The sequence below is a fragment of the Bradyrhizobium sp. LTSPM299 genome (assembly GCF_000938235.1).
In the GTDB taxonomy this organism is placed as follows: Bacteria; Pseudomonadota; Alphaproteobacteria; order Rhizobiales; family Xanthobacteraceae; genus Bradyrhizobium.
This window is the reverse complement of record NZ_JYMU01000006.1, coordinates 85,494-99,582: the sequence shown is the minus strand read 5'-3', so window position 1 is coordinate 99,582 and position 14,089 is coordinate 85,494. Positions and strand designations below refer to the sequence as shown.

The 14,089-nt window shown below is 63.7% G+C and carries 13 protein-coding genes; 7 read left to right on the top strand and 6 right to left on the bottom strand.

Going from position 1 to position 14,089, the window contains the following annotated elements; translation table 11 throughout:
• Nucleotides 1-67 precede the first annotated feature (67 nt).
• Nucleotides 68-448, bottom strand: coding sequence for a hypothetical protein (locus UP10_RS01500; RefSeq protein WP_044585676.1), 381 nt, complete (start codon nucleotides 446-448; stop codon nucleotides 68-70).
• 143 nt (nucleotides 449-591) lie between these two features.
• Between UP10_RS01500 and UP10_RS01495 the strand changes: the two genes are divergently transcribed.
• Entirely contained in the window at nucleotides 592-1,233 is a 642-nt protein-coding gene (locus tag UP10_RS01495; RefSeq protein ID WP_044538606.1) for a trimeric intracellular cation channel family protein, read from the top strand.
• Nucleotides 1,234-1,237: 4 nt separating this feature from the next.
• On the opposite strand, the gene UP10_RS01490 is transcribed toward UP10_RS01495, so the two are convergent.
• Nucleotides 1,238-2,443, bottom strand: a complete 1,206-nt coding sequence (locus UP10_RS01490) for a c-type cytochrome (protein WP_044585675.1) — start codon at nucleotides 2,441-2,443, stop codon at nucleotides 1,238-1,240.
• A 255-nt stretch (nucleotides 2,444-2,698) separates the two neighbouring features.
• Between UP10_RS01490 and UP10_RS01485 the strand changes: the two genes are divergently transcribed.
• Together UP10_RS01485 and UP10_RS01480 are read left to right on the top strand one after the other, a co-directional pair.
• Nucleotides 2,699-6,196, top strand: a complete 3,498-nt coding sequence (locus UP10_RS01485) for an indolepyruvate ferredoxin oxidoreductase family protein (protein WP_044585674.1) — start codon at nucleotides 2,699-2,701, stop codon at nucleotides 6,194-6,196.
• A 14-nt stretch (nucleotides 6,197-6,210) separates the two neighbouring features.
• Nucleotides 6,211-6,480 (top strand): hypothetical protein, encoded by a 270-nt coding sequence (locus tag UP10_RS01480; RefSeq protein WP_044585673.1) that lies wholly within the window; start codon nucleotides 6,211-6,213, stop codon nucleotides 6,478-6,480.
• A 123-nt stretch (nucleotides 6,481-6,603) separates the two neighbouring features.
• Here UP10_RS01480 and UP10_RS01475 read toward each other — a convergent pair whose 3' ends face one another.
• From UP10_RS01475 to UP10_RS01460, 4 genes are read right to left on the bottom strand one after another with little or no spacing between them, the layout of a single operon-like run.
• Entirely contained in the window at nucleotides 6,604-7,419 is an 816-nt protein-coding gene (locus tag UP10_RS01475) for a heavy metal-binding domain-containing protein (RefSeq protein WP_044538609.1), read from the bottom strand.
• Nucleotide 7,420: 1 nt separating this feature from the next.
• Nucleotides 7,421-8,344 (bottom strand): heavy metal-binding domain-containing protein, encoded by a 924-nt coding sequence (locus UP10_RS01470; RefSeq protein ID WP_044585672.1) that lies wholly within the window; start codon nucleotides 8,342-8,344, stop codon nucleotides 7,421-7,423.
• 1 nt (nucleotide 8,345) lies between these two features.
• Nucleotides 8,346-8,729: a hypothetical protein gene (locus UP10_RS01465; protein ID WP_044585671.1), complete on the bottom strand. Its 384-nt coding sequence runs from the start codon at nucleotides 8,727-8,729 to the stop codon at nucleotides 8,346-8,348.
• Nucleotides 8,726-9,865 (bottom strand): toxic anion resistance protein, encoded by a 1,140-nt coding sequence (locus UP10_RS01460; RefSeq protein ID WP_197086714.1) that lies wholly within the window; start codon nucleotides 9,863-9,865, stop codon nucleotides 8,726-8,728. The genes UP10_RS01465 and UP10_RS01460 overlap by 4 nt, the downstream gene beginning before the upstream one ends.
• Before the next feature lie 514 nt (nucleotides 9,866-10,379).
• On the opposite strand from UP10_RS01460, the gene UP10_RS01455 reads away from it, so the two are divergent.
• The 4 genes from UP10_RS01455 to UP10_RS01440 all read left to right on the top strand — a co-directional run bounded on the left by UP10_RS01455 (nucleotide 10,380) and on the right by UP10_RS01440 (nucleotide 13,985).
• A complete protein-coding gene (locus UP10_RS01455) occupies nucleotides 10,380-11,537 on the top strand; it encodes a thiolase family protein (RefSeq protein ID WP_044585669.1) in 1,158 nt (385 codons plus the stop codon).
• Nucleotides 11,537-11,926 (top strand): Zn-ribbon domain-containing OB-fold protein, encoded by a 390-nt coding sequence (locus UP10_RS01450; protein WP_044585668.1) that lies wholly within the window; start codon nucleotides 11,537-11,539, stop codon nucleotides 11,924-11,926. Before UP10_RS01455 ends, UP10_RS01450 begins: the two co-directional genes overlap by 1 nt.
• 209 nt (nucleotides 11,927-12,135) lie before the next feature.
• The gene (locus tag UP10_RS01445) at nucleotides 12,136-12,996 is read left to right on the top strand and encodes a MaoC family dehydratase (RefSeq protein WP_044585667.1); all 861 of its coding nucleotides are present in this window, start codon (nucleotides 12,136-12,138) and stop codon (nucleotides 12,994-12,996) included.
• A 110-nt stretch (nucleotides 12,997-13,106) separates the two neighbouring features.
• A complete protein-coding gene (locus UP10_RS01440; RefSeq protein WP_044585666.1) occupies nucleotides 13,107-13,985 on the top strand; it encodes an SDR family oxidoreductase in 879 nt (292 codons plus the stop codon).
• The last annotated feature ends 104 nt before the right edge of the window (nucleotides 13,986-14,089 follow it).

The following is a 14,089-nucleotide window of genomic DNA, read 5'->3' as shown; positions in this document are numbered from 1 at the left end:
CCGACGCAAAAGGCGGCGGGCCGATTGGGCCCGCTGCCTGCGTGGTTCTCGCCTATCAGCCGCTTGCTTACTTGGCGTTGGCTGGCGGGGTCGCGGGCTGTGCCGGCGCCGCGCCCGTCGTCATCCCGGGTTGACCATTTGTCCTCGGCGTCACGTCGCGCATGCCGGGAGGCGCCCCGGCGGGATTGACCGGCTGGGTCTGTGCGGTCTGCGTCGACGGCGTCGTGCCGGCCTGGTTCACCGACGTGTTGTTAAGCCCATAGAACAGCGCGCCCAGCACCACGGCTACCGCAACTGCGAACATAGCGATCTTTGTGCTGCTGCCCGGACCTTCCGCGAGTTCCGGATCCGGCTGCAGCTCGTTGTCGAGGCTGTTGAAGCGCGCCTGACGGCGGATGTCGTCATCGGTCAGGTTGGCGCGATACGGATCGTTGGGTTCGTAGGTCATTATCGTTCCTCCGTGAGCACCCCAAAGCTAAACGCAGGAGACAATGGCTGGCGCGGGAGGATGTTCCGCGCCAATGTTGCAACCCGTTCATGATGGAACTGCCGATTCCCGGTTCCAAACCCTGTTTCCATGGGGCCTTTCCGATGTGGACCATGCCACCCGTCGATTCGGTGCTGCACGTGCTCTCGTTCATTGCAGTCGCGGCGCAGGCCATGACGGCGGCGCTCGCCGCGGGCCGGCGCAGGATGGACTGGGCCGGCGTCTGCATGCTCGGGGCCATCACCGCGCTCGGCGGCGGCACCATCCGCGACGTGCTGCTCGGGCACTATCCGCTGCTCTGGGTCGCGCAACCGGTCTATCTTGCGATTGCGGGGGCTGCGGCCTTCGCCACCATCCTGCTGGCGCGGCTGGTGCATCGGCTCAATCTCGCATTCCTCGTGCTCGACGCAATCGGGCTCGTCGTGTTCACCATGGCTGGTTGCGACGTTGCCTGGCAGGTCGATGCCTCGCTGGCGATCGTGATCGTCTCCGGCATGATCACCGGCTGCGCCGGCGGCGTGTTGCGCGACATCCTGTGCAACGACGTGCCGCTGTTGTTTCGCAGCGAGCTCTACGCCAGCGTCTCCGTCGTCACTGGACTGTTCTATGCGACCGCCTTCGGCCTGCAGTTGAACGAGCACCTCTGGACCGCGCTGACCTTCGTGCTTGGGCTTTCGCTGCGGCTGCTCGCGATCCGCTATAAATGGGAAATGCCGAAATTCGTGTTCAGCGGCGAGGAGCGGTGACTGGCTATTTTGTCTGGCGAGCCGTCGCTACCTGGTCCGCGGTCACCGCGGGGGCCGCATTGCCCCAGGAATTGCGGATATAGGTCGCAACATCGGCGATCTCCTGGTCGGTGAGCTTCGGATAGGACGGCATCGAGCCGGCGTTCGGCGCCCGTGGCGTGGTCACGGTCTGCGCGCCGTCGAGGATGATGCGCAGCGTGCTCGCGGGGTTGGCCGATTGCAGATTGGCGTTGCCCGGCAGCGGCGGATAGATCCGCGGCGCACCTGAGCCATCGAGCTCGTGGCAGGCGACGCAGGCGCCGCGATAGATCCGTTCGCCGTCGCTCATCTGCGCCGGCGAGGGCGGGGTGACGTCCGGCTCAGGTGTGCCGGCCGGCAGCGCCTTCAGGTAGACTGCGATCGCGCGCACATCGGCGTCGCTCATCTGCGAGGTCGAGTTGACGACGACCTCCGACATCAGCGGGCCGGCATGGCTGCGCCCGTTGCGGCCGCTCTGCAGATATTCGACGACGTCGTCGACGCTCCAGGATTTCAGCCCGCTGCGTTCCACGCCATCGAGCCGCGGCGCGAACATGCCCTGGACCATGCCGCCGCCGAACGCCTGGCCGCGCTTGTCGGCGCCAAAGGCGTTCTTCGGCGTGTGGCAGGCGCCGCAATGCGCGACGCCTTCGACCAGATAGCCACCCCGATTCCATTCGGCAGTCTTGCTCTGGTCCGGCTGGAAGATGCCGGGCACAAAGAACAGGTAGTCCCAGGCCCGCATCAGCACGCGGTAATTCAGCGGCCAGCGCAGCTCCGGCGGCGGCTCCTTGTTGCTGACCGGCGCAAGGGTCGCGAGATAGGCCCGGATCGCCAGGATGTCGTCGCGGATCAGCTTTGTGAAATTGGGGTAGGGGAAGGCGGGGTAATAGTGCGCGCCATTGGGCGAGACGCCGGTGCGCAGGGCGCGGAGGAAATCGTCGTCGCTCCAGCCGCCGATGCCGGTATCGCGGTCGGGGGTCAGGTTCGGCGAAAACACCGCGCCGAACGGCGTGTCGATCCGTTTTCCCCCGGCAAAGGGTTTGTCTGAAACGGCAGTGTGGCAGCTCGCGCAGTCGCCGGCGATCGTCAGTGCCTTGCCACGGGCGATCACCTCATCGGACGGCTCGGCCGTGCACTCGCCTGATATGAACGCACCGCACAACAGAAGGGCCGCCAGAATCGCCCGCATCGCCTGAAGCCGTTGCCGCATTCGTCCACCTTCCGGTCCGCACGACGCGTTACGCCGTTGCGCCGCGGGCCTGTTCTGCGACAGAAAACGAAACGGCGCTCCGATATTCCCGGCACTAAGTTGCGATTTTCGAACCCCGGGCGTCATGGCCCAGAATTGTGGTGCGCGCGTTGGAACATCCGACATAGACTGGTTCTAACAAGCTCGGATGACTAGCTAAAACACAGTCGTCGCGACCAGGAAAAAGAGGGCTAAATGGGTATCAACCAAGGGCCTATCAGCCTCGACCAGAAATACACCCAAGGCACCGGCCATGTCTTCCTGACAGGCATCCAGGCGCTGGTCCGCTTGCCGATGGCGCAGATCAGACGCGACCGCGCCGCAGGCCTCAACACCGCGGGCTTCATCTCCGGCTATCGCGGTTCCCCGCTCGGCGGCTACGACCAGCAGCTGTTCGCCGCGCGCAAGCATCTCGAGCAATATAACATCAAGTTCCAGCCCGGCGTGAACGAGGACCTGGCTGCGACCGCGATCTGGGGCTCACAGCAGCTTGGGCTGTCGCCCGGCGCCAAATATGATGGCGCGGTCGGCATCTGGTACGGCAAGGGCCCCGGCGTCGACCGCTGCGGCGACGTGTTCCGTCATGGCAACGCAGCAGGTTCGGCCAAAAATGGCGGCGTGCTCTGTCTGGCCGGCGACGACCACGGCGCAAAGTCTTCCACCGTCCCGCATCAGTCCGACCACGCCTTCATCTCCGCGCTGATGCCCTACCTCTACCCCTCCAGCATCCACGAAATGATCGAGATGGGCCTTCTGGGTATCGCGATGTCGCGCTACTCCGGCTGCTGGGTCGGCATGAAGGTAATCACCGAGACGGTCGAGACCACAGCCGAGATTGACCTCACCGACGAGATGACGCCGTTTATCATTCCTCCCGATTTCGAAATGCCCCCGGGTGGGCTGAACATCCGCTGGCCCGACGATCGCTTCGAGCAGGACCGGCGCTTACAGGACTACAAGGGCTTTGCCGCGATCGCCTTTGCCCGCGCCAACAAGGTCAACCGCATCACCATGGACTCGCCGAACGCGCGCTATGGCATCATGGCCTCGGGCAAGAGCTACGAGGACATCCGCCAGGCGCTGCGTGAGCTCGGCATCACGCCTGACATCGCCGCCAAAATCGGCATCCGCCTCTACAAGATCGGCATGCCCTGGCCGCTCGAACCGGAAGGCGTCCGCAATTTCGCCGTTGGTCTCGAGGAGATATTCATCGTCGAGGAACGCCGCGAGATCGTCGAGAACCAGGTCAAGCAGGAGCTGTTCAACTGGCGCGACGACGTGCGCCCGCGCATCGTCGGCAAGATGGACGATCACGACAAGCGCTTCCTCACCTTCGCCGCCGAACTCAGCGTCGCCTCGCTTGCGAGCTCGCTCACCGAGCGGCTGCTTCGACTTAATCTCAATCCTGAAATCGCCGAAATGCTGCGCGCCAAGGCCGACTGGTTCAACGGCCGCCAGTCGACCCAGATGCAGGCGGTCGCTCCGGTCAGCCGCACGCCCTATTTCTGCTCGGGCTGTCCGCACAACACCTCGACCAAGGTGCCGGAAGGCAGCCGCGCGCTCGGCGGCATCGGCTGCCATTTCATGGCGCTGTGGATGAACCGCTCGACCGAGACCTTCACCCATATGGGCGGCGAGGGCGTGCCGTGGGTCGGCATCGCGCCGTTCACCAACGAGAACCATATCTTCGCCAATCTCGGCGACGGCACCTATTTCCATTCCGGCATTCTGGCGATCCGCCAGGCGATCGCCTCCAAGGCCAACATCACCTACAAGATCCTCTACAACGATGCGGTCGCGATGACCGGCGGCCAGCATCATGACGGCGACCTGTCGCCGCAAAAGATCACCTTCCAGATCCACGCCGAGGGCATCCGCGAAATCTACCTGGTCTCGGAGACTCCCGATGCCTATCCGTCTGACACCATCGCGCCCGGCGTAAAACTGTTCCATCGCGATGAACTCGAAAACGTCCAGAAGATGTGCCGCGACACCAAGGGCACGTCGGCGATCGTGTTCGTGCAGACCTGCGCGGCCGAGAAGCGCCGCCGCCGCAAGCGCGGCCTGATGGAGGATCCGGCGCGCCGCGTGCTGATCAATCCGGCGGTCTGCGAAGGCTGCGGCGACTGCTCGGTGCAGTCGAATTGCATCTCGGTCGAGCCGCTGGAGACGGAGCTCGGGCGCAAGCGCGCCATCAACCAGTCGACCTGCAACAAGGATTATTCCTGCGTGAAGGGTTTCTGCCCGTCCTTCGTCACCGTCGACGGCGGCAAGCTCAAGCGACGTGCGCCCGCCGAACTTGGCGATGTCGGCGCCTTGCCGGAACCGGCCTCGAAGCCCGCGCTCGACCGGCCCTATAACATTGCGGTCGGCGGCGTCGGCGGCACCGGCGTGCTGACGATCGGCGCGCTGCTCGGCATGGCCGCACACATCGAGGGCAAGGCCAGCATGATTCTCGACATGTCCGGCCTTGCGCAAAAAGGTGGCGCGGTGCTGAGCCATGTCCGGCTCTCCGAGCACACCGCCGACGTCACCTGCTCGCGCATCGTCACCGGCACGGCCGATCTCGTGCTCGCTGCTGACGAGGTCGTGGCGGTGTCGAAGGACACCATCTCGCTGTGTGACAGTAGCCGCACCGTCGGCGTCATCAACAGCCACATCATCCCGACCGCGGATTTCATCCTGAATCGCGATTTCAATTTCCAGAGCCGCAAGGTCAACAATGTGCTGGAGACCGAGCTGCGCAAGGACTCCGCGTTCTTCGACTTCACCAAGCCGGCCGAGGCGCTGCTTGGCGACTCCATCGCCACCAACATCATGATGATGGGCTTTGCCTATCAGCGCGGCTTCCTGCCGCTGTCGGCGGAGTCGATCCAGCAGGCGATCGAGGTCAACGGCGTCTCGATCAAGATGAACACCCAGGCCTTCCAGCTCGGACGCCTGGCGGCGGCCGATCCGGCGCGCCTCGCCTCAATGATGAAGGGGCAAGACGACGACGTCGCGGCCCCTGTGAAGTCGCTGGATGCGATGTCGCTCGACGAGATCATCACCCATCGCATGGCACTATTGACCGACTACCAGAACGGACGGTTGGCAAAGCACTATCGCAAGCTGGTCGACCAGGTTCGCGAGGCCGCGACCAAGGGTGGTTATGACGAGGCGCTGCCGCGCGCGGTCGCGATCAACTACGCCAAGCTGCTCGCCTACAAGGACGAGTACGAGGTGGCGCGCCTGTTCACCGATGGCCGTTTCGAGAAGCAGTTGCGCGACCAGTTCGAAGGCGATTTCAAGTTCAACTTCAATCTGGCGCCGCCGATCCTTGGCGGCGGTCTCGACGCGCAGGGCCGGCCGAAGAAGCGCGAGTTTGGCGCCTGGATGATGTCAGCCTTCAAGGTGCTGGCGAAATTCCGTGTCCTGCGCGGCACGCCGCTCGACGTCTTCGGCTACAATTCCGACCGCAAGCTCGAGCGCGACTTGATCGCGGGCTACGAGAAGGACGTCGCGACCGTGCTCAACCTGTTGTCGCCGCTCAATCACGATATTGCGGTCGAATTGCTCTCGCTGCCCGATCGCATCAGGGGCTACGGCCCGGTGAAGGAGAAGGCGGTCACGGACGCCAAGGTTCGCTACGCGCAACTCGCCGCCGACCTCGCCAACCCGCCGCCCGCGCCGCGGCAACTGGCGGCGGAGTAGGAGAGGTCGCCCTGATGAGCGAGTGGCTGGCTCTCCACTGGCCCGAATTGTCGGTCGGTTTCGTGTGCGGAGTCATCTGCTCGCTCCACCCGCAGTTTTGGCGGAGCTTCTTGCTCGCCGGCGGGATCGTCCTGTCGACCTACTTTCTTATGGTTCGCGCAGTGGCCCACGCCGGATTCAGGTGGGACAACGAAATTGCCGCCCTTGGCCTGCTGGGCGCTTTGCTGGGATGCTCTGTGCGTCCCGCGCTGGGTTTTCTCTACCGGAGAACGATGAACCCGTAGCTCGTGTAGGGCGGGTTCTCTTTAACCCGCCACCTCGCACGGCATTCGGCGGGCTAAAGAGCACCCGCTCTACGCAGCTGCTGATCGTGGGTTACGAAAGGATGTCGCCACGGTGCTCGGCCCTCAATCGTTCACGGACAGCACCATCACCGGATTGGGGATCTTCTCCGGTGCGATCTCCTCAGCGAGCGGCAGCACGGCGGTTCCGATCGCAAAAAACTCGATCACATGGGTTTGCCAGCCATGACTGCCCTCGTGAATGTCGACGCCAACGACCCCTTCGGCCTTCGCCGCCTCGGCTTCGTACTGCATCCGATCGATCGCGATCTCGCGGGCTTCGTACATCGCGGAGGTGTAGTTTTCGAGCTCGACGTTCTGGCCGACGCTGGCGAGGCCAGCCAGGATGCCGCGATGCGCCACGTGATAGACGCAGCTTCCCATCACCATCTCGACCGGCCGATATCCGGAATGCAGCAGCGACCAGAAATCCTGTCCCGACAGATCGGAGGTGAAGGGACCGCCATCATGTGCGCGGAATCCGGTATGTCCCTCGCCGTGGACCACGCCGGTGCCGATGGCGATGAATTCGAGTAGATGCTCGTCCCATTCCAGCCGCTTGATCGTCAGCTTCACGCCGACGATGCCATCCGCCCCCATCGCGGTGGCTTCCGCTCGCATCCGGCTCATCGCCAATTCGCGCGCGTGATACATCGCCTTGGAGAGAACATCGAGCTCCTGGTTCTTGCTCCAGCTGCGGTACTGAATTCCGACGTGATACACACAGGTGCCGACGCAGAGGCCGATCGGTTCGAACCCGGCCTTGCGCACCAGCAGAAATTCATTGACCGAAAAATCGGAGGTGAACACGCCGGTCGCATGCGCCGAACTGCGCAGGCCCTTCAGGCGGTCTTTGGCGTGCGCCGGCATCTCATCGGTCATGTCAAATGGCTCCCTCGGATTCATTGGACGCATAGGATTGGTGATGCTGCGCGGTTCCGACCAGCGGCGACCGGCCGGCGTGCATATCCACCACCATTCTCACCTCGTGCGGAATTGTGGTGCCACGCTTGGCATCGACTGTTGTCGCCACCACGATATGGCGTGCCAGATATTGCTTCTGCTTGTTCTGGCCCTCGCGTTCAAACATCTCGCTGAAGTTGAGATGCGCCAGCACGCCATTGCCTTGCGCGCGCGCATTGGTGCGCAGGTTCTGGTGCGCCCGCTGGCGGACGTGTTCCCACAATTGGCTCAACCGTTCGGACTCGATATTGCCCATCCACGTCAAATTCGTATTGTTGAGCCAGTCGTTCATCCACTCGTAATAGGCGCCGATGGCAATGCCGGTCGGTACCACGTCGGCTTCCAGCAGCTTGACGAATTCGAGGGCAGGGACCGTCGCGATGATCGGCTCACGGCTTGGCGGCAGCCCCTCGACGCGGACCGCCGTTCCGACCAGCGTGAAGTCCATGCTGTTCTCGACGTCCAACGGGATCGTGCGCATCTTGACGTCGAGGACGGCGTTCGCACCGGCCGCCAATGCTTCCTCCCGCATTCGGCTCAATGCCATATTCCAGCCTTCGGAGTGTCCGTTGGTCCACGACCATCCATAGTGCAGCCAGCAGGTGGCCGAGATCGCCGCGATTGGCTTCAACCCATGTGATCGTGCAATCAGCAGCTCGGCCGGCCGCAGCGTTGCGGTCCATGGCCGACGCCCGCTGCGCGCGCCCTCCAGCCGATCCTTGATCGCGGCCGGCACCCCGCCGTTGCGGAGAGAATCCTGAATGTCGGCGATGCGTTCGTCATGGGCGGCGCGCTGGGCGACGGTGTCGGCATCCGGCCCCTTGAAGATGTCGAAAATGCCCATCTCAGTTCACCATGAAGTCGCTGAGTGACCCACTCAGCGCCCGCGCATAGTCGCTCGCCTTTCTGGTTTCTTCCGCCAGCCGCGCGAACCATTCGGCCGGGTCGACGCTTTTGGTATTGAGGACGATGCCGTGAACCACCATGGCGATACTGGCCTTCAGCCTGCCGCCATCGATTTCAAGATTATATCGCTTCTCGCCCAGTTCGACCGAGACCCCCTTGGTCTTCACGCTGCGCGAAAACAGGCCCCGGCTTTCGTGGACCGTCACCAGTTCCGGCAAGGCCTCCTTCAGTCGAAGCGCGAACGCCCTGAGATTGCTTTCGGCATCGGACTTGAAACGGCGCAGCCACGCTGCGTGCATGTCGAAATCGAGTTTCTCGGTCACCGCTGCACCGCCGCTGCGTTCACGCCCTGCATGCCCTGCACCAGGCGGTCGCGGATCGCGGTCAGCTTCGCCTCGCGCTCGCGATCGCCTGAGGCGACCTCGCGCTCGATCTCGATGACTTCGTGCATGGTCTTGATCGCTTCGTCCGCGACCTGCGCCAGCACGTCGATGTTGCGCTGATCGCCGCCCAGGCTGCGCGCCGCACTGGTCGCCGCGTCGTGCGCACCTTTCGAGGCCAGGATCGTGATCTGCCGCGCGGCTTCGTCCAGCTTCTCGGATTCCTGGGCGGCTCGGGCGATATCGACCTGCACCACCGCCTGACTTGCGACCGCCATCAGGCGCGGGATCACCACCAGCATGCCGTTGGATATCTTCATGATCCGGGTTTCGGCGGCCTTCTTGTTTTGCCCGATGATCGGAATCAGCATCGCCGACGCCACGAGGTTCTCGCGCATCTCGGCGATCTTGCCGCGAAAGTTCGCGACCGCCGAACGAAACTCCATCACGTCAGCGGCGTCGGCGGCATCGCCGGTGCTGACTGCGTTTTGCCGCAGCGCCTCCAGGTCTGCCTGACCACGGTCAAGTGCGAGTTGGCCGCCCGCGATTTCGATCTTCAGGTCGTTCAGGCTCTGTCGTATCGCCAACGCCTGCTGGTCGAGCAGTTGGACCGACACGGTCAAATCGGCCTTGGTCTTGCGCGCCTTGGCCTGCTCGGAATCCATCAGATCGAGAAACTGCTTGCGGTTCTCCATGAATCCCTTGAACGCGGTGTGGGCATCGGCGGCGACGCCGAGCAGCTTGCCGATCAGTCCCTTGCGCGCGACCGGCCGATCGCCCCTCGCTTCGGCCTGCAGGTCCTGGATCCGCAGGATATTCACGCCGTCGATCACGCTCGCCGCGATACGTCCGACTTCGCCGGCATCCTCGAGCCGCACCCCCGTCAACAACTGCCGCGAGGTCTGGGCGATGGCGGCAAGCGCACCATCGCCATGCGCGAGGAGCGTCGTGGTGTTGCGGAAATCCACCTTCGCGGCCGACGTCTGCGCGGCTGCCAGATCCGCCGCGCTCAGATTGGCAATCTCGACCAGCCGCTCGGGGGCCGGTTCCGGCGTCAGCCGCGGGTCTGTGGTGGTCAAAGGCTGTGCTTCCGGACGGAGCGCCGGCACTTGTCCCGGGGGAGGTTCTAGATTGTCAAAGACGGAAAGATCGAGTGGTGGTGCGGTCGGCTTATTGTCGGGCATTTTCAGCTCCACCGATCGCTCCATGTTTCCCGGTCGGTCGGGTGAACGGAGCAGATTCTGCCGCCACAACATAAACGTGTTGCCGACGGGCGTATAGCGCTCGAGTATGCCGATTCCGACGGAGCGGCCAACATGCTTGCCTATGCGTTAGTGCCTTCCCGGCGGTTCGCGTTCAAAAGACGGTGTGTCGGGAAGTAACCACACAACCGATGTCGTCCCGGGCAAGCCAACCGGTCGCTCGAATGCGCGTCCGATGACAGGCTCCGCGCGACCCGGGACGACATCATTATTGCAGCACGCATACGTCACGCGCCGCGGTCTCGCCTGACGGAATATTTCCGCGCTTGCCAAGGTCGTGCGAGCGGTTCAGAAAAAAGCTGGACATGAAGAAACGCCAGCGGAGAACGATTTGACCATCAAGGGCAAGGCCTACATTGCCGGGATCTACGAGCATCCCACCCGGCACGCACCCGATAAATCAACCGCGCAGCTTCACGCCGAAGTCGCCAAAGGGGCGATCGAGGATGCCGGGCTCACCAAGGACGATATCGACGGCTATTTCTGCGCCGGTGATGCGCCGGGCGGGCTGTGGCCGATGGTCGATTATCTCGGGCTCAATACCAAGAAGCTGCGCCACGTCGATTCCACCGAGACCGGCGGCTGTTCCTACCTGATCCATCTCGGCCACGCCGCCGAGGCGATCGCCGCCGGCAAGTGCTCGGTGGCGCTGGTGACGCTGGCAGGCAAGCCGCGCACTGGGGTGATGCCGCCGCGCGCCTCCGGCGCCGAGGCAGATTTCGAACTCGCCTACGGGGCGACCACGCACAATGCCTATGGCATGTGTGCCATGCGTCATATGCACGACTACGGCACCACCTCCGAGCAACTCGCCTGGATCAAGGTCGCGGCCTCGCATCACGCGCAATACAATCCGCATGCGATGCTGAAGGAGGTCGTCACGGTCGAGGACGTCCTGAACTCGCCGATGATCTCCGATCCGCTGCATCGGATGGATTGCTGCGTCGTCACCGACGGCGGCGGTGCGATGATCGTCACCACGCCCGAAATCGCCAAGAGCCTGAAGAAGCCGCTGGTGCGCCTGATCGGCCACGGCGAGGCGGCAAAGGGTCCGCGCGGCGGCAAGGATCTCGACCTGACTTACTCCGCCGGCGTGTGGTCCGGTCCGCGCGCCTTCGAGGAAGCGGGCGTGACGCCGAAGGATATCAAATACGCCTCGATCTATGACAGTTTCACCATCACGGTGCTGATGCAGCTCGAAGACCTCGGCTTCTGCAAGAAGGGCGAGGGCGGCAAATTTGTCGCCGACGGCAATCTGATCTCCGGCGTCGGCAAGCTGCCGTTCAACACCGATGGCGGCGGCCTCTGCAGCAACCATCCCGTCAACCGCGGCGGCATGACCAAGATCCTCGAGGCCGTCCGGCAGCTGCGCGGCGAGGCGCATCCCAAGGTGCAGGTGCCGACTTGCGATCTGGCGATCGCGCACGGCACCGGCGGTCTGCTCGGCGTTCGCCACGCCGCCTCAACCTGCATTCTGGAGCGTGCGTGATGCCTGAAGCGAAGAAGTACAATGCCCCGGTAACCAACCCGGAGACCGCGCCGTTCTGGGACGCGGCCAAGGCCGGCAAGTTCATGATCAAGCGCTGCACCGCCTGCGGTGAAGCGCACTACTTCCCGCGCTCGATCTGCCCGTTCTGCTTCTCCGACAAGACCGTGTGGGAAGAGAGTTCGGGCGAGGCTGTGGTCTACACCTACAGCCTGATGCGGAAATCGCCGACCGGTCCCTATGCGATCGCCTATGTCACGCTGAAGGAAGGTCCGTCGCTGCAGACCAATATCGTCGATTGCGATCTTGAGACTGTGAAGATCGGCCAGAAGGTGAAGGTGGTGTGGAAGCCGACCGACGGCGCGCCGCTGCCATTCTTCACGCCGGCCTGAGTTTTTACCCTCTCCCCTTGTGGGAGAGGGTGCCTTCGCTGAAAGCGAAGGCGGGTGAGGGGTTCTCTCCGCGCGAAGAGTCTCTCTGCGGCACGAACCCCTCACCGAAGCGAGTTTGCTACTGAGACCGGTGTAGCCCTCTCCCACAAGGGAAGAGGGCGCAGCAATGGCCACCGGCAAGAAAGAACAGGTTTCGGGAGAAAACGACAATGCCGATCGTGTACGAACAGCTGATGGCCCTGAAGAACCTCGGCCAGAAATACAGCTACGCCGACCGCGACGTGATGCTCTATGCCTATGGCATCGGGCTCGGCGCCGATCCGATGGACGAGAAGGAGCTCGCCTTCGTCAATGAGGGCACGCTGACACCGCGCGCCCTGAAGGTGGTGCCGACCTTTGCGTCGGTTGCGGCCTGGGGCGCAGGTCCCGGCGAGATGAACCTCAATCGCGTGATGGTGGTCGATGGCGAACGCGACATCACCTTCCACAAGCCGTTTGCGACGGCCGCGCACATCACCGCCGATTCCACCGTGCTCGACGCCTTCGACAAGGGCAAGGACAAGGGCGCGGTGATCCGCCACCAGACCGTGCTCCGGGATGAGAAGGGCGAGAAGCTTGCCACATTGGTCGCCTCGCGTTTCGCCCGCGGCGACGGCGGCTTTGGCGGCCCGCCGGAAGGCCAGCCCGAGCCGCACAGAGTGCCGGAGCGCGCGCCCGACAAGGTCGTCGACATCACCACGCGGCCCGACCAGGCGCTGATCTACCGGCTCTGCGGCGACCGCAATCCGCTGCACTCAGATCCGGAGTTTGCGAAAAAGGCCGGCTTCCCGCGGCCGATCCTGCACGGCATGTGCACCTACGGCATCACCTGCCGCGGCGTGCTGCAGACCTATGCCGACTACGATCCATCCGCCTTCAAGCAGCACGCGGCGCGGTTCTCCTCGCCGGTGTTTCCCGGCGAGACCGTGACGATGGAGCTGTGGAAGGACGGCAATGTGGTGTCGTTCGAAGCCAAGGTGAAATCGCGCGGCGTCACGGTCATTAAGAGCGGCAGGACGGTGCTGGGTTGATTCATCCGTCGTTCCGGGGCGCGCGTGAGCGCGAACCCGGAACCTCGAGATTCCGGGTTCAGCCCTGCGGGCTGCCCCGGAATGACGGCAACTAAAAGGGAGAAGAAACCATGGGATTACTCGACGGCAAAGTCGCCATCATCACGGGCGCCGGCGGCGGACTTGGTGAGGCCTACGCAAAACTGTTCGCGCGCGAGGGCGCGGCGGTTGTGGTCAACGACCTCGGCGGCCCGCGCGACGGCACGGGCTCCGACAAATCGATGGCCCAGAAGGTCGTCGATGCGATCAAGGCCGAGGGTGGCCGTGCAGTCGCCAACGGTGCCGATATCTCGACGCTCGCCGGCGGCCAGTCGGTGTTCGACGACGCCATCAAGAATTTCGGCCGCGCCGATATTCTGGTCAACAACGCCGGCATCCTGCTGGACGAGACCTTCCACAAGGCCAAGGAAGAGAACTGGGACAGGGTGATGAAGGTGCATCTCAAAGGCACCTTCTGCTGCACCCAGCCGGTGTTCAAATGGATGCGTGACAATGGCGGCGGCGTCATCGTCAACACGTCCTCGACCTCGGGCCTGATCGGCAATTTCGGCCAGACCAATTACGGCGCGGCCAAGGGCGGCATCTGGGGTCTCTCCAACGTGCTGGCAATCGAGGGCCGCAAGTACGGCATCCGGATCTGGACCCTGGCGCCGGGCGCCTTGACCCGCATGACCGCAGACCTGCCCCGCTACAAGGAGAACCCGGGTGCGGCGCTCGGCCCCGACGGCATCGCGCCGGCCGTGCTCTACATGGTCAGCGATCTGTCGGGCGACCAGACCGGGAAGGTCCTGGGCGTCTCCGGCCCGCGCGGCGTCCGCGAGATGCGGATGATGGAGATGGACGGCTGGAAACCGCCATTTTCGGGCTGGAAAGCCGAGGATATCGCCAGCCATGCCAAGGAGATCTTCTTCTCCGAGGAGCAGATCAAGATGGGCGCGCGGCGTTTTTAGATGATAAACGTCGTTCCGGGGCGATGCGGCAGCATCGAACCCTCAGGTGCGCAATTGCGCACCGAGAACCTCGAGATTCCGGGTCTGGTGCTTAAGCACCATCC